The sequence below is a fragment of the Sphingobium sp. LSP13-1-1.1 genome (assembly GCF_040676415.1).
Lineage (GTDB): Bacteria > Pseudomonadota > Alphaproteobacteria > Sphingomonadales > Sphingomonadaceae > Sphingobium.
Window position 1 is genome coordinate 214,908 of the sequence record NZ_JBEGHU010000012.1, and the last position, 20,204, is coordinate 235,111.

The window sequence follows — 20,204 nt, forward strand, 5'->3', positions numbered from 1 at the left end:
ACTGAAATGCCATAGCTGCCTCATCCGACTTGTTCAGGGGAGTCGGATAGTGCGGCGAAAGTCATTTGGTGGCGGAATTTTGATGGTCAGCCTGCTGGCGCTCATGCCGGAGGCGGCGCTCGCCCAGAGCAATGCGGACCTGCAGCGCCAGATTGATGAATTGAAGGCGCAGGTAAAGGTGCTGACGTCCGCACTCGCCGAGAGCAGGCAAGTCGCCGCCTCGGCCGAACCTCTCGCGGCCGCTCCTGCGCCTGCTGCTGTGCCGTCTCCTGAACTGGCTGCCGCCTCCGCCCAATTGCCGGCGGCCGCCCCCCCATCGACCCCCGCACCAAAGTCGAAGCCATGGTATGAACGGCTCTCGCTGCGTGGCTATACCCAGATGCGCTACAATGCCTTCCTCTCCGGCGACGATGTTGCTCCGGCAGGTGTTTCCCGTCTTCGTTCGGTGCATGACGGTTCGATCTCCGATCGCAGCGGCTTCTCGCTGCGCCGGGCGAGATTGGTTCTTCAGGGCGACATTTCCGATCGAGTCTCGCTCTATCTGCAATCCGATTTCGCCACGGCCGTGAACAATCAGGCGGGCAGCGAGCGGCGGGAGGGCTTTGCGCAACTGCGTGACGCCTATGCCGACGTCTTTCTGGACAAGGGCAAAAGCTTTCGCCTGCGCTTCGGTCAGTCCAAGGTCCCCTTCGGCTGGGAGAACATGCAATCCTCCTCCAACCGGCTCACCCTCGACCGCAGCGATGCGGTCAATAGCGCGGTGCCCAGCGAGCGAGACCTCGGCATCGTTGGCTACTATACCCCGCCTTCGGTCCAGAAGATCTGGGACCGGCTGGCGCATGACGGGCAAAAGCTGTTTGGCAATTACGGCGCTTTCGGCATCGGCGCCTTCAACGGACAAGGCACCAACAGGACGGAACAAAATCGCGGCCTTATGAAGGTGGCTTTCGCCACATGGCCGTTCGAGCTGGACGGGCTGGGCAGCGCATTTGCCGGGCAGGTGTTCGAAATCGGTGGCTCTGCGATGATGAACGAGGTTCAGCCCGAACTGCGCAGCGGAACGATCAGTGCGGTGGCCTATGATGATGATCGGGTCGGCATCCATGCCATGCTCTATCCGCAACCTTTCGGCATTCAGGCTGAATGGAACTGGGGCAAAGGGCCTGAATATGACCGCGTCGCTCAGTCTATCCTGACCAGGAACCTGAATGGCGGATATGTCCAGATGATGTACCGCGCGCCCACGGATTCTCTTGGCGTGTTGATACCCTATGCGCGTTGGCAATATTATCGCGGAGGGTGGAAGGCCGGCACCAACGCCCCGCGCCTGGCAACCGACGAACTGGAACTGGGCATCGAATGGCAACCGTGGAAGGTACTGGAATTCACTCTCGCCTTCGCTCGCATGAGGCGCGCCGAAGCCGATGAACGCCGAACCGGGCGCGCCAGGGGCAATCTCGTCCGCACGCAGGTGCAGTGGAATTACTGAGGTGCTTGCCTGAAGCCTTCAAAGGCACGGCCTATGCCGCATTTCCCGTGCCTTTGACTCCAAACCGTCACCTTGAAAATGCTTCAGATCAATCCTTTGGCGCGCAGGCTGCTGTGCCCCTGGGTTCCGATGATGATGTGGTCGTGCACGGCGATGTTGAGTCGCTTGCCCGCCTCCGCGATCTGCCGGGTGATCTCTATGTCCTGCCGACTGGGTTCAGGTGATCCGCTTGGGTGATTGTGGACCAGGATCAACGCTGCGGAGCCGAGGTCGATCGCCCGTCTGATAACCTCCCGAGTATAGATCGCCGCCTGGTCGATCGACCCGTCGCCCATATGCTCGTCCCGGATCAGCATGTTCCGGCTGTTGAGGTGCAGCACGCGCACCCTTTCCACGGTCAGGAAAGCCATGTCGGCGCGCAGATAATCGAGCAGCGCCTGCCAGCTTGCCAGCACGGGCTTTTCCGCCACTTCGTTCCGCAGCAGCCGCAACATGGTGGCCTGGACGATCTTGATCGCGGCAATACTGGTTTCGCCCATGCCGGGCACGCGGGCAATCGCCTGCCAGTCCGCGGTCATCAACCCGCCGATGCCGTCGAATTCCCGCAGCAACGCCTTGGCCAGCGGTTTTGTATCGCGGCGGGGTATGGCAAGCGCCAGCAGATATTCGATCAGTTCATGGTCGTGCAGAGCTTCGCCACCGTTCTCCGCCAGCTTCTGGCGTAGCCGGGCACGGTGCCCCACGCCATCGTGCGTGGACTTCAAATCCTGATCCGACAAGGTCTTACCTGTTCCCCACATTCGGATCGACGCTATTCATTGCGGATTTATCGGGCAAGGATATTTAGGACAGATCATACGTTATGCAGGCGTTACGGAATTGAGCACGCGGGTTTGACCATAGGCATGGACGACGAGGACGGCGAAAAGGAGGTTCGCCGGGGCTGGCTTCGCTGGCTTGGAGTGGGGACAGGGTCGCTGGCGCTGATCCTGGCCGCGCTGTGGACGCAGCGCGCGCCGATCGCCGAGAACTTCATCAGCCGCGAACTTAACAGGCGCGGCGTGCAGGGCAGCTACGATCTGGCGGATATCGGCCTGCGGACCCAGCGGATCGAGAATATCGTGCTGGGCGATCCTGCCCATCCCGACCTGACCGCGCGCTGGGTAGAGGTCGACATCGCCTTCACTGGACTTACACCGCAAGTGGCGGCCGTGCGGGCGGGGGGCGTTCGGATGCGCGGTTCGCTTCACGATGGCATGTTGAAACTGGGAGAGATCGACAAGTTCCGCGATGTCCGATCCACGGCTCCCTTCAGCCTGCCCGACGTCCTGCTGGCCCTCAGCGATGCGCGGCTGAAGCTGGACACCGATGCCGGGCCGGTCAGCATGCAGATCGCCGGGCGGGGAAATCTTCACTCGGGCTTCCGTGGGCGGCTGATAGCGGCCATGCCTGATGCCGGGGCCGGGGGGTGCGGCCTGGCTGATCTGCGGGCGACGCTGGAGGTGGCGATGCAGGAGGGCCGCCCGCATCTTTCTGGCCCGTTGCGCGGCAAGGCACTGGCCTGTCGCGATGCCGGCATTGCCGTCGCAAAACCAGCGGCGGACGTGGATGTGCGATTTGGCAAGGCATTGGATCGTTGGACTGGCCATGTCTATCTGTCGGGGGAGGCGCTCAGAGCCGGCAAGATGGTCCTGGTCGAGCCTTCGGGCCTGATCGACTTGGACGGGACTGCCGCCGCGACCGCCGGGCGAGCCCGAATCGGGGCGACCGCCCTGTCATTCGGGAGCGCGATGGCAGGCACCTCAAGGTTCCAGGGCGCTTGGCACATCGACAAAGGCAATGCTGCGTTGAAGGGGCAACTGGATGTCCGGCAATTGCGGACTGCGGGCCGTGATCCCCTGCGATCTGTGCGCGAATCGACCACCGGGACCCCTGTAGGGCCGCTCGCGGCGCGATTGGCTGATGCGGTGCGACGGGCGGCCGAGAACAATATCCTGCAAACCAGCCTGGCCTTTGCGCAGCAGGGGAAGGGCGGCAGTCTGGTCCTGACCGGCACTCGTTTTTGGGCGCGCAGCGGTGCGAAGATTGCTGTGGCTCGGGAAGGGCGCGTGACCATCGGCTGGCCGGCCAAAGGCGGGCGGGCGATCGACTGGGCGCTGGATGGAGCGATCACGACAGAAGGCGGCGGGTTGCCAAGGGCTGCGCTTCGGCTTGGGCGCAGGCAGGGCGGAGGCTTTGGCGGACAATTATTTCTTGAACCCTATGCCGCGGGGGATGCCCGGCTGTCTCTGGAGCCGGTGCGCTTCGTTGCCGGGCCGAAGGGCGATACACGCTTTGTGACGCAGGTGCGGCTGGATGGTCCACTCCCCGGAGGAAGGCTGCGTGGGTTGGTGGCGCCGGTCGAAGGGCAGGTGAGTGCCGATGGGGCGCTGGCGATCAACCAGCGATGTGTCCCGGTCTCGCTGATAGAGGCGCGTTACGGCAATTTCTCCCTCGGCCGCACGCAGCAGACGCTTTGTCCGATCGGGCAATCGCTGATTGCCATGGGTTCGGGCGGTGTGCGCGGTGGTGCGGAAATCCGCAAGCTCGCCTTGGTTGGCAAGAGCGGAGACAGCCCGATGCGGCTCTCCGCCGACAAGGCGCGCTTTGCCATGGGGCAGCAGGGTTTCGCGCTCGTCAATGCCGATCTGGCGATCGGGCCGCAGGATTCGCCGGTTCGACTGAGCGCGGCGATGCTCGCCGGGAAAGCGACGGACAAGGGGCTGGGCGGCACATTGACCGGAGCGGGCGGTCGGATCGGGTCCGTGCCGTTGATCGTGGAAAATGGTGCGGGGGACTGGAGCTTTACCGTAGGAATACTGAAGCTGGCGGCGCGAATGACCGTGCGTGACGCGCAGGCGCCGGGTCGGTTCGAGCCGCTCAAGGTGCCTGATTTCGCGTTGATTCTGAAGGATGGGAAGATTGCCGCCACGGGATCGCTGCGGGCGCCGCGTAATGATGCGTTGGTGGCGCATGCCGTCATTGCACATGATCTGGGCAATGGGCGGGGCAAGGCAGATCTGGCGGTGCCGGGATTATCCTTTGGTCCTGGTCTTCAGCCGGAAGATGTGACTCGCCTTGCCCTGGGCGTAGTGGCGAATGTGACTGCGCGGGTCAGCGGGGAAGGGCATGTTCGCTGGGATGGAACGCATGTGACAAGCGATGGGGTGTTCCGGACAGACAATGCCAGCCTTGCCGCGGCCTTCGGTCCGGTGGAGGGGCTGTCGGGACAATTGCGCTTCACTGACCTGCTTGGACTGGTCAGCGCGCCAGGGCAGGAAGCGCGAATCAGATCGGTCAACCCCGGCGTCGAAGTTCGCGACGGCATTGTGCGTTACCGGCTGGAGGCAGGGCAGAAGGTGCGCGTCGAAGGCGGCGGCTGGCCGTTCTCCGGCGGCGAATTGGTGCTGTTGCCGACGACCATGGATTTCAGCGCCGATGTGGACCGCTATCTGACTTTCCGCGTCATCGGCCTGGATGCGGGCGCCTTCATTCAGGCGATGGACCTCAAAAATATTTCCGCGACAGGTACGTTCGACGGCATCATGCCTCTGATCTTTAATGGGCAGGGCGGACGCGTCGCGGGCGGCGTTCTGACCGCAAGGCAGCAAGGCATGCCGCCCCTGATGATGCCGGAAGGCGTGTTGCCCACCGTCCCCTGTGATCCGTCGCGACAGTCAGGCACGCTTTCCTATGTAGGACCGGTGTCGAACGAGCAATTGGGTGCAATGGGGCGTCTGGCCTTCGACGCGCTGAAGAACCTGCAGTATAAATGTCTGACGATCCTGATGGACGGCGCGCTGGATGGAGAGATGGTCACAAACGTCGTCTTCAACGGCGTCAATCGCGGTCAGATCGGTGGGGCGCCAGCGGGTCTGGCGCGGAATTTCACGGGGCTGCCCTTCATATTCAACGTGCGGATCGCGGCGCCCTTCCGGGGACTTTTGGGAACCGCGCAATCCTTCATCGACCCCTCGACGCTCATACAAAATAGTATAGGCGACCAGATGCAGGAAAAGATGCGTACCGGGATCGGGCAACAGGGGGTTGCAGTTCAGCCTGCCGAAAGCGAAGCTATGCGAAACGGGGAGCAGAAATGAAGAAGCGAACGATCATAACGGCGGGCTTCGCCGGTCTGGCCCTGGGAGGCTGCATCCAGGTGAAGGCGCCCGACAAGCCGATAGAAATCAACCTCAATGTGAAGGTGCAGCAGGAGGTCGTCGTTCGGCTCCAGCGCGATGCGCAGGATTTGATCCAGAATAACCCGGAGTTGTTCCCGCAATGACACGCAAGTTTTTGATGATCGCCGCCTCGGTCGCGGTCGCGCTGGCCACCGGCCTGATCATGACTTCTCCGGCCCGCGCTCAGTCGGGCGCTGTGGCCGCGGCGCTCAGCGCCGGGACGGTGGGCGAGCAGGCCGACGGCTATCTGGGCATTGCCGGCTCTGTAAGCGATGCGGTCCGGCAGGAAGTCGAATCAATCAACATCAAGCGGAGGGCCGCTTATACCGACCTTGCCGGCAAGCGGGGCGTGACGGTGCAGGACGTGGCGGCTGCAACGGGTTGCCAGACGCTCAGCAGTCGGGTGAAGCCCGGACAGGTCTATCGGATCGGCGCGGGTGCTTGGCAGACCAAGGGCGCAGGGCCTATTGCGCTGCCGGGTTATTGCGCCACGGCCGGCTGATTTACTTCACGCCGGTCTCGCCCGGCTAGTGGACTTTGGACCCGGCTTCGTTCGGACAGGAAATTCTCCTGTCCAACGATGGTTGACACTCCTGAAAGCCCTTTCTAAACGGGCCGCGCCTTGACGGGTGCAGCCGCAAGCGCCATGCCGCCTGACGTTGGGTTCAAAGCCCGAACGGAAAGGATGGCTGGATGGCGGCGGATGCACCGGGGCAGGACCCGGCGGGTGAAGATGCGCGGATCGCTTCTCTGGAGGAGCGGATCGCGCAGGCCGAACATGCCGAAAAGGTCAGACAGGGGACACAGGTGCAGCAGGCGGACGATGGGTCCCGCCTCGGCAACAGGGTTCTCGCGGAACTGATCGGTGGTCTTGCTGGCGGTGCCGTGGTTGGTGGGACTCTGGACTACTTTCTGCGGACATCCCCTTGGCTCCTGTTGGCATTTCTCGGTCTTGGGATCGTGGCTGCGTTCAGGAACATCATCAGATTGACGACGACAAAGCGTCCCGACGAATAGGGACGCTTTTGTCTTAGTCCGATTGCACAGACGTTACAGGGGTCCAGCGTGGCAGAATCCGGTAAAATCGATCCGATGCACCAGTTTGCGATCGAACCGCTGTTCGGTACGGATCATCTGTCGGTCGGCGGCTTCAACATCGCCTTCACCAACAGCGCGCTCTATATGGTGGCGGCTGCTGTGGTGCTCTGGATCTTCGTCGTGGGCGGCATGAAGCGCGAGCTGGTGCCCGGTCGCTGGCAGATGGCCGTCGAATATATGACCGGCTTCATCAAGAGCCTGTTGATCGCCAATGTTGGCGAAGGCGGCAAGAAGTATATTCCCTATGTCTTCTCGCTGTTCATGTTCATCCTGCTGGCAAATCTGCTAGGCCTGCTGCCGCTGGGTCTCGTCGGCCTCCACCCCTTCACCTTCACCAGCCATTTCACCGCGACCGGCGTGCTCGCGATCATGAGCTTCTCGATCGTGCTGGCGGTGGGCTTCTACAAGCATGGCCTGCACTTCTTCTCGCTGTTCGTGCCGCACGGCACGCCATTGCCGATGATCCCGGTCATTTTCCCGATCGAGCTGATCTCGTTCATGGTGCGTCCGTTCAGTCTCGGCCTGCGACTGTTCGTCGCCATGACCGCCGGTCACGTGCTGCTCAAGGTGCTGGCGGGCTTCGTCATCAACGCATCGAATGCGGGTGTCGGCTATGGCCTCACCGTCGGCAGCGCCAGCTTCATCCTGATGATCGGCATCAGCGCTCTGGAAGTGCTGGTCGCAGTGATCCAGGCCTATGTTTTCGCGCTGTTGACCTCGGTTTACATCAACGATGCCGAGAACCTGCACTGATTTTCCGCCATTACCTCAACGTTCGAATAGAGTTTAGAAAAGGAGTTTAGAACATGGACGCAGAAGCCGCAAAGCTGCTCGGTGCTGGTCTGGCCGCAATCGGTGCGGGCATCGCTGCCCTCGGTGTGGGCAACGTCTTCAGCTCATTCCTCGAAGGCGCACTGCGCAATCCCGGCGCCGCCGACGGTCAGCAGGGCCGCCTGTTCATCGGCTTCGCCGCCGCAGAACTTCTGGGTCTGCTGGCGTTCGTTATCGCCATGATCCTGGTGTTCGTGGCCTGAACAGTCGCCTTGGGATGGGCATGGACGGCCGCCTGGTCGCCACGCCTATCCCCTGATTGACCGCGCCCTGATCGGACGGACCCGAAAAATGCCTCAAATCGCGCAAATTGCCGAAACCTATTCATCGCAGATCTTCTGGCTGCTATTGACCTTTGGTTTCGTTTTCTTCGTCATCGGCCTCGGCATGGTGCCCAAAGTCCAGGCGACGGCTGATGCGCGCGACGCGAAGATCACCGGCGATCTGGACGCCGCCAAGGCAGCTTTTGCTCGCGCCGACGAGGCGGAGGCCGACTATCGCGCCCGTGACGCCCAAAGCCGCGCTGCCGCCCAGTCAAGTTTGGCCAGGGCGAAGGCGGAGGCCGCCAAGGCTTCCGAAGCCAAGCTGGCGGCCGCGGATGCGGATATTGCAAGCCAGATCAATGCGGCCGAAGCCCGCATCAAGGCTGCAACCGATGCAGCCATGGCAGAGATTGAAACCGTTGCCGCTGATGCAGCGCGCGACATGGTGGCTCGTATTTCCGGCGTGAACGCGTCGGAGGATGCGGCCCGCAACGCAGTAAAGGCGGCACTGGTCCATGGCTGAGGCAGCAGCACAGCATAGCGAGGCGGACGCCCCGCATTTGAACCAGGCGATCCATTCCGAGGGGATGGAGCCGGTCGGTACCGTGGCTCATGAGGGCGTGGTTCCGCATACCGACCCCAAGGCTGTTGGCATGGACGCCACTGCCTGGGTCAGCCTGGCGATGACGGTGTTCATCCTGATCCTGGTGATCAAGAAGGTTCCCGGTCTCATCGGCGGTGCGCTGGATGGTCGGATCGCCCAGATCAAGACGCAATTGGAGGAAGCCTCCAAGCTGCGTGCCGAAGCGGAAGCGCTCAAGGCCGAATATGAGGCCAGGCTGGCGGCTGCCGCAGGCGAGGCCGAAGCGATGCGCAAATCGGCCGAGCATGAAGCGGAAACGCTGCTGGAGGACGCGAAGGCCAATGCTGTCGCGCTGGTGGCTCGCCGTCACAAAATGGCGGAGGACAAGATCGGCGCGGCAGAGCGGGCAGCGGTCGCAGCTATTCGGACGAAAGCTGTGAACGCCGCAACCGGAGCAGCCGCAGCATTGATCGTCCAGGGCCATGATGCCAAGGCAGACAAACTGCTGATCGATGATGCGATCAAGGGACTTGGTCCGACCGTCTGACCGGCCGGCAAAGACTGAAAGAAAAGCCGGTGCGGTGTACGCGCCGGTTTTTTCTCATGTGCGATTCCCAAGCTATAGAAACCATTTGCTGATCAAGACATCGTGGGAAGCAAAGCATCTGGATGCTGGTCTGCTTCAATCAGATCGAAATCCGCTCACTATGTTACTGCATCATTTCGACGGAAAGCCGGTTTCCACTTCTCCGCATGACCTTAATCGACAGGGACTAAATTCCTCTGCACGTCTCTGGGTGGCGTCTTCAAGCTGTACATATGCGGGGTCGATCAAGCACCAGCGATGAGGTTGACCATCGATCCCGTTATCAGCTTCCCGCGAGTGACGCGTTGTCGATGCCGAAGCGATATTTGACGTCGCTTTTCAGTATCCTGCCATAGGCGCTTTCGATGTCGTGCACCAAGGTCCAGCGCATCCTGCCGTTTATTCTCTGACGTCGTGAGGGCCACGACATGGGCGCCCATGGCATGGGCGAGATTCATCCCCATATGACCCAATCCGCCGATCCCGACGATGCCGACTTTCTTGCCGGGTCCGGCCAATGGCGAGTAGGTGATCATGCCTGTGCGGAGCAGCGGGGGCACCGCCGCCAGTTGATCCGCGGGATGGCTGATCCTCAGGACGAACTTTTCGTTGATGGTGATGCTCTGCGAATAGCCGCCGAACATATGGCAAGGTGCGTCCTGCGTGCACCATTATAGGTTCCGACAAAGCCGTTCTCGCAATATTGCTCCGCCCCTTTGTTGCAGGCCGAACAAGCTGGCAACTGTCGACCATACACCCGACGCCCACCGTGTCGTTGACCCTAAACCGGGTGACTGCGCCACCGACGGCGGTGACACGATCAACTACCTCATGCCCGGAAACGCAGGGATAGCGCGTGCCGCCCATTCGGATCGGAGCTGGCGAAGGATCAACGACGCGGACGCTAAATTTGGCTGCATGCCATTGCGATCCGGGCGTACGCCGCTATTTCTGCCTCATGTCGCGTCCCCAGTCACCCGATCGCTTTCACGAAGACAAGGCCACCTTCACCGTCACCGGCAGTCAGCCCGACATCGACGCCGGCGTGGAGGCGATCCGCACGACGCTCAAAACCCTGCCGACGCGACCGGGCGTCTACCGCATGCAGGATGCGCGGGGCGACGTGCTATATGTGGGCAAGGCGCGGGCGCTGCGCAACCGGGTCACCAACTATACGCAGGTCGATCGCTTGCCCAAGCGGCTCCAGCGCATGGTTGCGCAGACCCGGTCCATGACGATCGTGACCACCAACAGCGAGGCGGAGGCGCTGTTGCTGGAGGCGCAACTTATCAAGCGTTTCCGGCCGCCCTATAATGTTCTGTTGCGCGACGACAAGAGCTTCCCCTTCATCCTGTTGCGTGAAGATCATGATTTTCCACGCGTTCAGAAGCATCGCGGCGCGCGCAAATTTAAGGGACGCTATTATGGGCCCTTTGCCAGCGCCGGATCGGTGGCGCGAACGATCAATGCGTTGCAAAAGCTGTTCCTGCTGAGGAGTTGCACCGACAGTTTCTTCGCCAATCGCTCCCGGCCCTGCCTGCTCTATCAGATCCGCCGCTGCTCCGCCCCCTGCGTGGGCCGGATCGACGATGCCGCTTATGGCGAACTGGTGAAGGATGCACAGGACTTCCTCGGCGGCAAATCGACAGCCGTGCAGAAGAAGCTGGGCGAGGCGATGCAGGCGGCGTCCGATGCGATGGATTTCGAGCAGGCGGCGGTTCTGCGTGACCGGCTGAAGGCGCTGACCTTCATCCAGGGCAGCCAGGCCATCAATGCCGAAGGGCTGGGCGACGCCGATATTTTCGCGCTCGCGACCAAGGGCGGCGCCATGTGCATACAGGCCTTCTTCATCCGCGGCGGGCAGAATTGGGGGCATCGCAGCTTTTTCCCCGTCCACACCGCGGAAGTGGCGGAGGAGGAGGTGCTGGCCAGCTTCATGGCGCAATTTTACGAGGAGGTGCCACCGCCCAAGCTGATTCTCGCCGATCGCGCTCCGGCGGAATGCGACCTGATGGCGCAAGCGCTCCGCGAGCGTATCGGCTCGAAGGTCAGGATCGAAGTCCCTCAGCGCGGCGACCGTACACGTCTCATCAAACAGGCGCAGCGCAATGCCGTGGAGGCGCTCGACCGCCGTCTCGCCGAAACGACGACGCAGGCGAAGGTGCTGGAGGAAATGGTCGAGGCATTTGGCCTGGACGGCGTGCCGGACCGGATAGAGATCTACGACAACAGCCATATCCAGGGCAGCCATGCGCTGGGGGCGATGGTGGTGGCGGGTCCGGAGGGTTTCCGTAAGAACGCCTATCGCAAGTTCAACATGAAAAATCCCGAAATCTCACAGGACGATTTCGCGATGATGCGCGAGATGTTCGAGCGACGCTTCGGCCGGGCGGCGCGGGAGGATCCAGATCGCGACAGCGGCGAATGGCCAGACCTAGTCCTGATTGACGGCGGCAAGGGGCAATTGTCCGCTGCTCGCGCGATATTGGAGGATATGGGCATAGAGGATGTCTGCATGATCGGCATCGCCAAGGGCCCCCATCATGGGCGCGAAGGGCGGGAGGTTTTTCACATGCCTGACGGGCGGGAGATCAATTTTCCGCTCAATCATCCCGTGCTCTTCTACCTCCAGCGTCTGCGGGACGAAGCGCACCGCTTCGCCATCGGCGCGCATCGGCAGAAGCGCAGCAAGGCGATCACCGTCAGTTCTCTCGATGAGGTGCCGGGCATCGGTCCTTCCCGCAAGAAGGCGCTGCTGATGCATTTCGGAACCGCCAAGGCCGTCAAAAGCGCGGCATTGGAAGATCTGTTGAAGGCGCCGGGTGTTTCGAAGGTTGTGGCGCAGCAGGTCTATGACTATTTTCATGGCTGAGCGACCGCAGCGCACGGTGCGGATGTCGGCTGCCCTGCCTGAAGCGTCCGCCGCGCTCGTGATGAACCCGTTGGCATCTCATCATCGCATTTGACCGAAACATGATTTCCTTTCCATAAGAAGCTGCCCGGCAGACACATGCGTCGGGTCGGATCGGGGATGTGCGTCACGCGATGAACGGGCGGAACGAAATCGCGATGCGCTTGAGCAGGTGGGACAGGCGGACCCTGTCGGCGCTGCGGCCCTGGCAGACGCTGGATTATACGCGGCTGTTGTTGGCCATGATCTACGCGGCGGTAAGCTTCGGCTTTTCCAGCGCGCGTCACTGGGCGGAGCCTGCGGAGCATGGGGTGATCCTGCTCATGCTGGCGCTGGCGCTTTCGGCGGTCTTCCTGTCGTCGCGGTCATGGGTGATGGACATGCGGATCAGGCGGCCCGTCATCTGCCTGGATACCTTGCTGTTCCTGACCCTGCTGCTCGTCACCAATCCCTCCAACAGCCCCTATTTTTCGGGCAGCTTTTTCGTTGCGGTGGAGGTGGCGCTGATCGTGCGGCGGCGGCTCCATCTGCTTGTCGCTGTGGCGGCCGGCCTGGCTGCGGTTTCCATGACATGGCTGGACCAGATCGCCTCCCTGCCGTCAGAACCGGAAGCGGAGCGGGTCGTGCTTCGCGCCTGCTATCTGGCGGTGGCGATCCTCGTGACGGGAGTGCTGCTGGGGCCGCGCCGGGAAACATTGCTGGAATTCGAGCGCGACCGGCTGCTGCTGGAGGGGGAGTTGCCACCCGCCAAGCGTGATTATGGGCCGTTCCTGCTCCAAGCCCTGCGGCTTGCCACCGGCGGGCAAGAGGGAGCGGTGCTGTTCCGGCTGGCGAGTCATGAGCCCTTGCGCTTCGCCAGCAGCGCTGCGCGGGAAATGCCTTCCATGGGCGTCGGCAATCTGCTGGCCGTTCAGACCGGCTGGCACGATCGAGCCCGGGACGCGTCGATCTCGCTGGCGGCGGACGGGATAGCCACATTGGGATCATTGTCGGCAGGCGGTCGGGCATGGGCGGCGCTGCTGGATGCCGAAACGCTGTTGACGGTCAGGGTCACCATCGGCACCTTCGAGGCGGTCGGCGCGGCCTGCCTGGACGATCCCTGTCATGAAGATCGCGCCGCCATCGCCCAGCGCGTTTTCGAAAGCGCTTGCGAGGAACTTACCGTTCGCAACAGCCTGGACCTGGCCCATGTCATTGCCGGCGCGCGGGAACGGGAGCGCTTGCAACGCGAATTGCACGACAGCGTCCTGCAGGCGCTGGCCAGCATCCGTTTCCAGATCGCCCCCTTGCTGGGCGGGCGCGAGGTCGAGGCGCGTCCCGTGATCGAAAATGTCGACCGCATCGCCAAGGACCAGATCGCCACCATTCGCTGGATCATCAATCCGGAGGTCGATGAGGAGGATTTCGCCTATCTGCCAGAGACGCTGGCGATGGTGGTGCGCTCCCTTGGCGAACAGTGGAGTATAGATTGCCAGCTGAAGGTGGAGGACGGCAATTGCGCGACCAGCGCGCTGATCGGCAGGGAACTGAGTTTCGCCGTGCGGGAGATCGTCGCCAATGCCGTTCGCCATGCCGGGGCCGCCAGCGTGAATTTCGCGCTGGAACCGGACGGGAACCGCATTGCCCTTCAGGTGAGCGACGATGGCGTGCCGAATATGGCCCGGCTCGGGTCGAGCGGGGCGGTGCCTTCGCGGTCACTGATGCGGCGGATACAGATGCTGGGCGGGGAAGTGTTCCTTCAGAATATTGGCGGCCGTACGACGATCCGCATCACCGTGCCCCGTAAATGAGCCGCCGGCGGGCTTTATTTTCTTCTTTTGCAGACCATATCTGAAGTTCACGCAGAACTTTCCTCGCGGCTGCGCATTTACCCGGCGTTTACCAACATCGCGGATAGTCGTGGTCAGATTTCGGCGTTGGGAAGGAAGTCCGGTTCCATGGTGCGAATGGTGAGGGATCATCTTTACCGCAAGAGCGTGACCGTTGTGCTGTCCATGCAGGTCAATCTGGAACGGATCGTTGCAATCTGGATCATGATCGCTGCCTTTGCCTGCGGCATGCGGCTGGCCTTTCCGGCAACGCCCTATAGCGGAACGCCGTGGGGCAGCGGTGTGGGTCTGCTGCCCTATCTGCTGGTCGTCGGTGCACCCGTCGGATCGCTGCTGCTGGGGTTGAAGCTGTTTCCGGCTGGGCGCATCCATGCGCAGCCCGCTTTTCGATTGGCGAAGGTAGGACGCTGGCGCAAGGTCGACTGCCTCAAGGCGCGGGAGATGTCCCAATTCGGCCTTTACGGCGTGATGGCGTCGTTGCTGGTTGGAATTGCCGTGAACGTGCCGGTGCGCACGCTGGAATTTCTGAGTTCCATTCCGGCATTGGGCAGTTATTCGCCGACCTGGTTCGTCAGCCTTTATTCCGTGATGCTCGCCGATGTGGTGATCCTGTCCAGCCTTTACATGTTTGCCTTCGCCATGGCGCTGCGCCTGGTGCCTTTGTTCCCGCGCTTTCTGGTGATGGTATGGGGCGTTGATCTGCTTGCCCAGTTGAGCATTGCGCATCTGGTCGCGGGGATCAATGAAGTGCCGCAGGGCGTGGATGCCGCGTTGCTGGACATGCTGACGGGCAATGTGAAGAAGGTCCTGATCAGTGCCGCGATCTGGCTGCCCTATCTGCTGTTGTCCGATCGCGTGAACCTCACCTTCCGTCATCGGGTGAGTGTCACGTAAAGATATCGGCAATATTGTCCCTGAACGGGACAGATGCAAAGCTCTTTGTTTACGGGCCTTTGTGCGCCGAGTCGCACCTGATTCGCGACGATCCGTGCGCTGGCGGGCGTCTCTGCTGCTCAAGTCTTCGAACCAGACTGTCCCGAATAGCCTACACCGAAGGTATTAGTCTGCCCGGTAATTCGGCTTTCCGACGGAAAATATTATACGCAAATAGGTTCGATCGGATCACGCAGATATCTTAACGTATTCCAAATAAAAAACACGATATATTCTGTTTATTGGGCGTTTTATTGTCTTTGTAAGAAATATAGAGAAATAAAAACTACAATAAATTTCATTTAAACCCGTCGTTTTCCAAAAGTATATATCCAAAGATATATTCAGTGACTACTATCATTTACTTATGGTAACGAACGTAGTTGAGGCAAATGGTTAACAAAAAATTGCCGTAACAGGTTGAAAAATAGAGATATTTTTTACCATGTTGACTTGGGTCAGCATTGGTTCAATTTGAGCCCAAGTTCTACGGGAACTGCCAACTGCCTGGTGACCGGAGCATACCGGCACCGGGGTCGCGAGGTGGACAGGCCCCTACCGTGGAGCGGAGCAAGGGCAACTGGGAATCGCTCCCAGTGAGTAGGGGTAAAAGATATGACCTTTTTGAAAGGCCTCTGGGCCGACGAGAGCGGCGCTTCGGCTGCTGAATATGCCTTGATCCTGGCGATCGTGGGCACCGGCATTGCGCTGGCGGCCTGGAACCTGGGCGGTGCGATCAAGAATTCGATGAATACCGCCACTAACTGCATCAAGACCGTCGGCACCAATACACAGCCGAGCTGCTAAACATTTAAAAGGGGTTACGGACATGACTTTCATCAAGAATCTTTGGGCTGACGAAAGCGGCGCTTCGGCTGCTGAATATGCGCTGATCCTGGCGATTGTCGGCACCGGCATTGCTCTCGCTGCCTGGAACCTTGGCGGCGCGATCAAGAACTCGATGAACGCCGCTACCAATTGCGTTGCCACAGTCGGCACCGGAAATGCACCGGCGGCAAACTGCTAATCACGGAAATGGGGAAGCCGGTCAAAGACTGGCTTCCTTGTAAACTTCAATTCCGGGGGGAGTTGTCGTGGGGCAGCGCAGATCACTCATAATTCTCGGCTTTGCAATTCTTCTGGGATTGGCAGCCGTTTTCATCGCCAACAGCTATCTGACCAGCGCCGAGAAGGTGCAGCAGGCGGATGGCGGTATGGCGAAAATTGTCGTTGCAACTGTACCATTGCCCTTTGGCACGGCAGTAACTCCTGAAAAGATCCGGATGGTCGACTGGCCTGCCAGTTCCGTGCCGCCCGGATCATTTCGTGACCCTATCCAACTGACATCGCTGGGCAAGGGGCGGGTGGTCATCCGGCAGATCGAACCGGGCGAACCCATATTGGCCTCAAAGCTCTCCGGCGAAGGGGGGCGAGCCACAATGTCGGCAGTCCTGGCCCCGGAAATGCGGGCCGTCGCCGTACGCGTAAGCGATGTAGCCGCCGCGGGCGGCTTTGTGCTTCCCGGCGACACCGTCGATGTGTTCGTGACGCGCACGCTTCAGGATCCGATGGGTGGTGGCAGCCAGCAGATCACGGACGTTCTGCTTCAAGGGACGCGGGTGATCGCGATTGACCAGAACGCCAATGACAGCACGAAAGACCCCGCGGTCGGCAAGACGGCCACGCTGGAGGTCAACCAGGTCGATGCGCAGAAGCTGGTTCTGGCGCAACAGGTCGGGCAACTCACGCTCGTGCTGCGCAACCTTACCGACAAACCCAATCCGGCGGTACAGACCGTCGGCATAGAGGATTTGCGCGACGGCGCCTATGTCGGCGGCTATGCTGGCCCTCGTGCCCGCGTCGCGGACCTTGCCTATCTGCCACCGCGTGTCGCATCCGGCCTCCGGCCCGCCCGGCGCGCCGTTCCCAAGAATACGAACGCCCTGCCTTCGACCGCATCGGTCGAGATCGTGCGCGGCACGACTGGCACCAGCTATGAGGTGAAGCGCTATGGTTCCCGCTAAATCCTTGCCGATGCTGGCATCCGTGCTGGCGCTGGGCGCCGGAGCGTCGATGCTGCCCATGCCTGCGCAGGCGCAGATCGCCTCGCTGGGCGTCGACAACGCCAGTCATGCCGGTCAACTCGACGTGCCGCTCAACAAGAGCCAGGTGCTAACCGTGGACCGGCCCTTTGCGAAGGCATTGGTCGGCAACGCGGAAATCGCCGATGTCCTGCCCATGACCAACCGATCGGTCTATGTGCTGGGCAAGAAGATGGGCACGACCAGCCTGACACTCTACGACAGCCGCAATATGATGATCGCGGTCGTCGATGTCGCCGTGGGGCCGGATGTCGTGACGCTGAAGCGGCAATTGTCGGAACTGCTGCCCGGTCAGCCCATCGGGGCGCGGATCTCCAATGATTCAGTCGTACTGACCGGCACGGTGTCGAGTGCGGCGGCGGTCGATCGGGCGATGCAGATCGCCAAGACCTATGCGGGCGACAAGGTCGTCAACATGATGTCGGTGGGCGCGGCGCAGCAGGTGATGCTGGAAGTGCGCTTCTCCGAAATGTCGCGCGGCGCGGCCAAGCAGTTCGGCATCAACACGGCCTTCCTGTCGGACAGCGGCAAGGTGGTGGGCGGCATCGGCAATGCCGCCCAGTCTTCGGCGCTTCTGTCTGACGCCAATGGACGGCCTATCGTTGATCTGAGCAAGATACTCGACAGTTTCGGCATCGGCGCGGCGAAATATTCGATCGGCAGCCTCAACCTCACGTCCGCGCTCGACGCGCTGGAGCGCAAGGGGGTTGTGACCACGCTGGCCGAGCCGACCCTGATAGCGCTTTCGGGTGAAACCGCCTCCTTCCTGGCAGGCGGCGAGTTCCCCATACCGGTCGCGCAGAGCAACAGCGGCGGCAGCACCGGCGGCACGGGCGGCAATGCCATCACCATCGAATTCAAACCTTTCGGCGTCAGCCTGGGTTTCACGCCCACGGTGCTGGAGGACGGCATCATCAATCTGGTGGTGGAACCTGAGGTGAGTTCCATCGATCCGTCCGCATCGGTTACGGTCAACGGCCTTACCATCCCAGGGCTGCAAACGCGGCGAGCCAGCACGACGCTGGAACTGCGCGACGGGCAGTCCTTTGCCCTGGCCGGACTGTTGCGCAAGGATTTCCAGGATACGGTGCGGCAGTTCCCGATCCTGGGCTCCATCCCGATCATCGGCGCGCTGTTCCGGTCGAGCGGTTTCCAGAAGAGCGAGAGCGAACTGGTCATCATCGTGACGCCGCGTCTGGTGAAGCCGATGCGGCCGGAAGATGTCCGGCTGCCGACGGACCGGGTAGCGCCGCCGCATGAACTGGACCTGTTCCTGATGGGACGGACGGACAAGGCGGTGGGTATCAATCCGCTCGATCCGAACGCGATGCCGCCCGAGGCGCCGAAAAATGCACCCGCGCCCGCACCGGCGCCGGCGAAGGAAGCGCCCGCTTCGGGCAAGGCGCCCAGCGGCTATGAGCTGTGAGCAGGAGGCTGACGATGCGTGCACTTTACCTTGGAAGCGCCCTGCTGCTGCCGCTGTTGGCGGGCTGTACGGCGAACGACCCGACCTTCGGCGGCGCGGTGCGCAGCAATTACGCGATGCAGGTCATCAATCCCGACCCCCATTATGAAGGAACGCTGGTCGAGGGTGGTAACGGGCAGACTTCCGCGGCGGCGGTCGAACGCTATCGCACCGACAAAGTGAAACAGCCCAAGTCGATCCGTACGACCAGCGGCATTAGCGGGGGCTCCTCTGGCGGCGGCGCGAACTGATCGAGAGAGAAGGAGTGAATTCATGTCCGGCGGTGGGAAAGGCCTGTTGCAGTCGACTAGCGGCGCTGTTGCGCCGACGGTTGCACTGTCGCTTTTCGGCCTGATCGCGGCGGGCGGGATCGCTTTTGACTATGCGCGGATGGCGGGGCTGGATTCGGAGTTGCAGAACGCAGCGGATCAGGCGGCGCTGGCGGCGGCGACGCAGTTGGATGGAAAGACGGGAGCATGCAGCCGTGCCGCTAGCGCGGCCAGTGCGCTTGTTCGGAACGATGCCCGCTTCGCCAACGATGGTAATGCAAGTGGTCTCGCCATTACCGTTGCGAACGAGGCGACCTGCGACCGCACCGGCTTCATCAAATTCTACAAGAATAAGGATCGTAGCGACACGGGGACGCTGACCGATGCGGATGTCAATTTCGTCGAGGTTACTGTCAATTCGCGCACGGCTCGTTTTGCCTTGACGCCTATTGTGGCGATGTTTTCGTCCGGCCCCTTATCGGCCAAGGCTTATGCTGGCGTGGGCGGCGCGATCTGCAAGGTGCCACCGGTGATGATGTGCAACCCGGCGGAAGGAACCGGGCAGGATTTTCCTCTTAGCACCGACATCGGCAAGGGTATTCGACTGGTCGCAGGAGGCAGCGGGGGAACTTGGGCACCCGGAAATTTTGGATATCTAGAAACAAATCTTGGTTCTGGCGCCAATGTGCTTGAAGCTGCGTTGGGGGCGAACGTTCCTGGCGGAGATTGCATCAGCGCTGATCAGGTCACCACCAAGCCCGGTTTGTCTGTTTCGGTGACCGATGCAGTCAATACGCGGTTCGACATTTACGAAAATGGACTGGTTAATTATTGCGCGAGCGGCTCAGGTAATTGCAGCCCGGCACTTAATACTCGTAAAGATGTGGTCCGGCCAGATATAACTAGCAATGGTAATGGTAATGGTAATGGTAATGGGAACGGATCAGCTCTAAATTGTTCCGTGGGTAATGGTACGGATCCCTGGCAGTTGCCATCTGCACAATATTTACCCGATCCTGTATCGCGAGTGTCGAGCACACCAAGCAATATGGGCTTTCCCCGCGACATATGCCACGCTGTCAGTTCCACCGGAGATTGTGCTAATGGCCGCATAGGCGATGGTTTGTGGGATCGAGCGCTTTATTTCCAAGTCAACCATCCGGGTATATCGCCCGCAACCGTAGCCAGTTGGGCGGGTAAAAGCGGCATCAGCAACCTGACGAGATACGATGTCTATCGTTGGGAACAGGCCACCTCAGGCGCGCTCGCTCCAAAATTTGCCTCTGCGGTTTCGCAAGGTAACGGTAATGGCAACACGACCAACTATTATTCCTATTCAGCGCCCGTATGTGCCACGGGCGTTGCGCCAAGCGCGCAGATTCGCGATCGCCGGATATTGTCGGTTGCAGTGGTTAATTGCGCAGCGCAGGGTGTTCAGGGGCAAACTAAAAATGTCCAAGTAGAAAAATTTGTCGATGTTTTCTTGGTAGAACCTTCCTTGACCAGGAGTCGTACCGACAAAGGCGATATCTACGTCGAAATCAAAGGTGAAGCGGAGCCATTGAGTGAAACCGGCGCTGCGCAGGCATTTCTGCGCAACGTCCCCTATTTGATCGAGTGACGGG

The 20,204-nt window shown here is 61.0% G+C and carries 20 protein-coding genes and 1 pseudogene; 18 read left to right on the forward strand and 3 right to left on the reverse strand.

The annotated features are described in order from the left end of the window. Positions 1–82: 82 nt before the first annotated feature. Entirely contained in the window at positions 83–1,489 is a 1,407-nt protein-coding gene (locus MRBLSP13_RS08655) for a porin (protein ID WP_363735144.1), read from the forward strand. Positions 1,490–1,572: 83 nt separating this feature from the next. Here MRBLSP13_RS08655 and radC read toward each other — a convergent pair whose 3' ends face one another. Further along, positions 1,573–2,268, reverse strand: a complete 696-nt coding sequence (radC, locus tag MRBLSP13_RS08660; protein WP_363754346.1) for a RadC family protein — start codon at positions 2,266–2,268, stop codon at positions 1,573–1,575. Between the two features lie 126 nt (positions 2,269–2,394). Here radC and MRBLSP13_RS08665 point away from each other — a divergent pair, with 126 nt between their 5' ends. The 8 genes from MRBLSP13_RS08665 to MRBLSP13_RS08700 all read left to right on the forward strand — a co-directional run bounded on the left by MRBLSP13_RS08665 (position 2,395) and on the right by MRBLSP13_RS08700 (position 9,031). Then, positions 2,395–5,628, forward strand: a complete 3,234-nt coding sequence (locus tag MRBLSP13_RS08665; RefSeq protein ID WP_363753978.1) for an intermembrane phospholipid transport protein YdbH family protein — start codon at positions 2,395–2,397, stop codon at positions 5,626–5,628. After that, positions 5,625–5,813 carry a YnbE family lipoprotein gene (locus tag MRBLSP13_RS08670; RefSeq protein WP_363735140.1) on the forward strand — a complete coding sequence of 63 codons (189 nt, stop codon included), beginning with the start codon at positions 5,625–5,627 and terminating at the stop codon, positions 5,811–5,813. The genes MRBLSP13_RS08665 and MRBLSP13_RS08670 overlap by 4 nt, the downstream gene beginning before the upstream one ends. Further along, positions 5,810–6,211, forward strand: coding sequence for a YdbL family protein (locus tag MRBLSP13_RS08675; protein ID WP_363735139.1), 402 nt, complete (start codon positions 5,810–5,812; stop codon positions 6,209–6,211). Before MRBLSP13_RS08670 ends, MRBLSP13_RS08675 begins: the two co-directional genes overlap by 4 nt. Positions 6,212–6,402: 191 nt before the next feature. Next, positions 6,403–6,726, forward strand: coding sequence for an AtpZ/AtpI family protein (locus MRBLSP13_RS08680; protein WP_133651817.1), 324 nt, complete (start codon positions 6,403–6,405; stop codon positions 6,724–6,726). A 48-nt stretch (positions 6,727–6,774) separates the two neighbouring features. Then, positions 6,775–7,560: a F0F1 ATP synthase subunit A gene (locus tag MRBLSP13_RS08685; protein ID WP_133651818.1), complete on the forward strand. Its 786-nt coding sequence runs from the start codon at positions 6,775–6,777 to the stop codon at positions 7,558–7,560. A gap of 53 nt (positions 7,561–7,613) precedes the next feature. Then, complete coding sequence (locus tag MRBLSP13_RS08690) at positions 7,614–7,841, forward strand: F0F1 ATP synthase subunit C (protein ID WP_004207392.1); 228 nt, start codon at positions 7,614–7,616, stop codon at positions 7,839–7,841. An 88-nt stretch (positions 7,842–7,929) separates the two neighbouring features. Continuing rightward, positions 7,930–8,424 (forward strand): ATPase, encoded by a 495-nt coding sequence (locus tag MRBLSP13_RS08695; protein ID WP_363735138.1) that lies wholly within the window; start codon positions 7,930–7,932, stop codon positions 8,422–8,424. Continuing rightward, a complete protein-coding gene (locus tag MRBLSP13_RS08700) occupies positions 8,417–9,031 on the forward strand; it encodes a F0F1 ATP synthase subunit B (RefSeq protein WP_363735137.1) in 615 nt (204 codons plus the stop codon). The genes MRBLSP13_RS08695 and MRBLSP13_RS08700 overlap by 8 nt, the downstream gene beginning before the upstream one ends. Before the next feature lie 284 nt (positions 9,032–9,315). Here MRBLSP13_RS08700 and MRBLSP13_RS22420 read toward each other — a convergent pair whose 3' ends face one another. Both MRBLSP13_RS22420 and MRBLSP13_RS22425 read right to left on the reverse strand, forming a co-directional pair. Beyond that, the gene (locus MRBLSP13_RS22420; RefSeq protein ID WP_414714707.1) at positions 9,316–9,714 is read right to left on the reverse strand and encodes a hypothetical protein; all 399 of its coding nucleotides are present in this window, start codon (positions 9,712–9,714) and stop codon (positions 9,316–9,318) included. Positions 9,715–9,826: 112 nt separating this feature from the next. Continuing rightward, a pseudogene (locus MRBLSP13_RS22425) lies at positions 9,827–9,937 on the reverse strand (NAD(P)-dependent alcohol dehydrogenase); the annotation flags it as partial. Between the two features lie 91 nt (positions 9,938–10,028). Here MRBLSP13_RS22425 and uvrC point away from each other — a divergent pair. The 9 genes from uvrC to MRBLSP13_RS08750 all read left to right on the forward strand — a co-directional run bounded on the left by uvrC (position 10,029) and on the right by MRBLSP13_RS08750 (position 20,200). Next, positions 10,029–11,942 (forward strand): excinuclease ABC subunit UvrC, encoded by a 1,914-nt coding sequence (gene uvrC, locus MRBLSP13_RS08710; RefSeq protein WP_363753981.1) that lies wholly within the window; start codon positions 10,029–10,031, stop codon positions 11,940–11,942. Between the two features lie 173 nt (positions 11,943–12,115). After that, complete coding sequence (locus tag MRBLSP13_RS08715) at positions 12,116–13,771, forward strand: sensor histidine kinase (protein WP_363753983.1); 1,656 nt, start codon at positions 12,116–12,118, stop codon at positions 13,769–13,771. A gap of 147 nt (positions 13,772–13,918) precedes the next feature. Further along, positions 13,919–14,704, forward strand: a complete 786-nt coding sequence (locus MRBLSP13_RS08720) for a DUF2569 domain-containing protein (RefSeq protein WP_363753986.1) — start codon at positions 13,919–13,921, stop codon at positions 14,702–14,704. A gap of 654 nt (positions 14,705–15,358) precedes the next feature. Continuing rightward, on the forward strand, positions 15,359–15,550 hold the full coding sequence (locus MRBLSP13_RS08725) for a Flp family type IVb pilin (protein WP_133651822.1): 192 nt from the start codon (positions 15,359–15,361) through the stop codon (positions 15,548–15,550). Positions 15,551–15,572: 22 nt separating this feature from the next. Then, the gene (locus MRBLSP13_RS08730; RefSeq protein ID WP_133651823.1) at positions 15,573–15,770 is read left to right on the forward strand and encodes a Flp family type IVb pilin; all 198 of its coding nucleotides are present in this window, start codon (positions 15,573–15,575) and stop codon (positions 15,768–15,770) included. A gap of 67 nt (positions 15,771–15,837) precedes the next feature. Further along, entirely contained in the window at positions 15,838–16,767 is a 930-nt protein-coding gene (gene cpaB, locus MRBLSP13_RS08735) for a Flp pilus assembly protein CpaB (RefSeq protein ID WP_208108026.1), read from the forward strand. Further along, on the forward strand, positions 16,754–18,271 hold the full coding sequence (locus MRBLSP13_RS08740; RefSeq protein ID WP_363753990.1) for a type II and III secretion system protein family protein: 1,518 nt from the start codon (positions 16,754–16,756) through the stop codon (positions 18,269–18,271). The genes cpaB and MRBLSP13_RS08740 overlap by 14 nt, the downstream gene beginning before the upstream one ends. Positions 18,272–18,285: 14 nt before the next feature. Beyond that, positions 18,286–18,561 (forward strand): hypothetical protein, encoded by a 276-nt coding sequence (locus tag MRBLSP13_RS08745; RefSeq protein WP_363735127.1) that lies wholly within the window; start codon positions 18,286–18,288, stop codon positions 18,559–18,561. A 22-nt stretch (positions 18,562–18,583) separates the two neighbouring features. Continuing rightward, positions 18,584–20,200 (forward strand): pilus assembly protein TadG-related protein, encoded by a 1,617-nt coding sequence (locus MRBLSP13_RS08750; RefSeq protein WP_363753993.1) that lies wholly within the window; start codon positions 18,584–18,586, stop codon positions 20,198–20,200. The last annotated feature ends 4 nt before the right edge of the window (positions 20,201–20,204 follow it).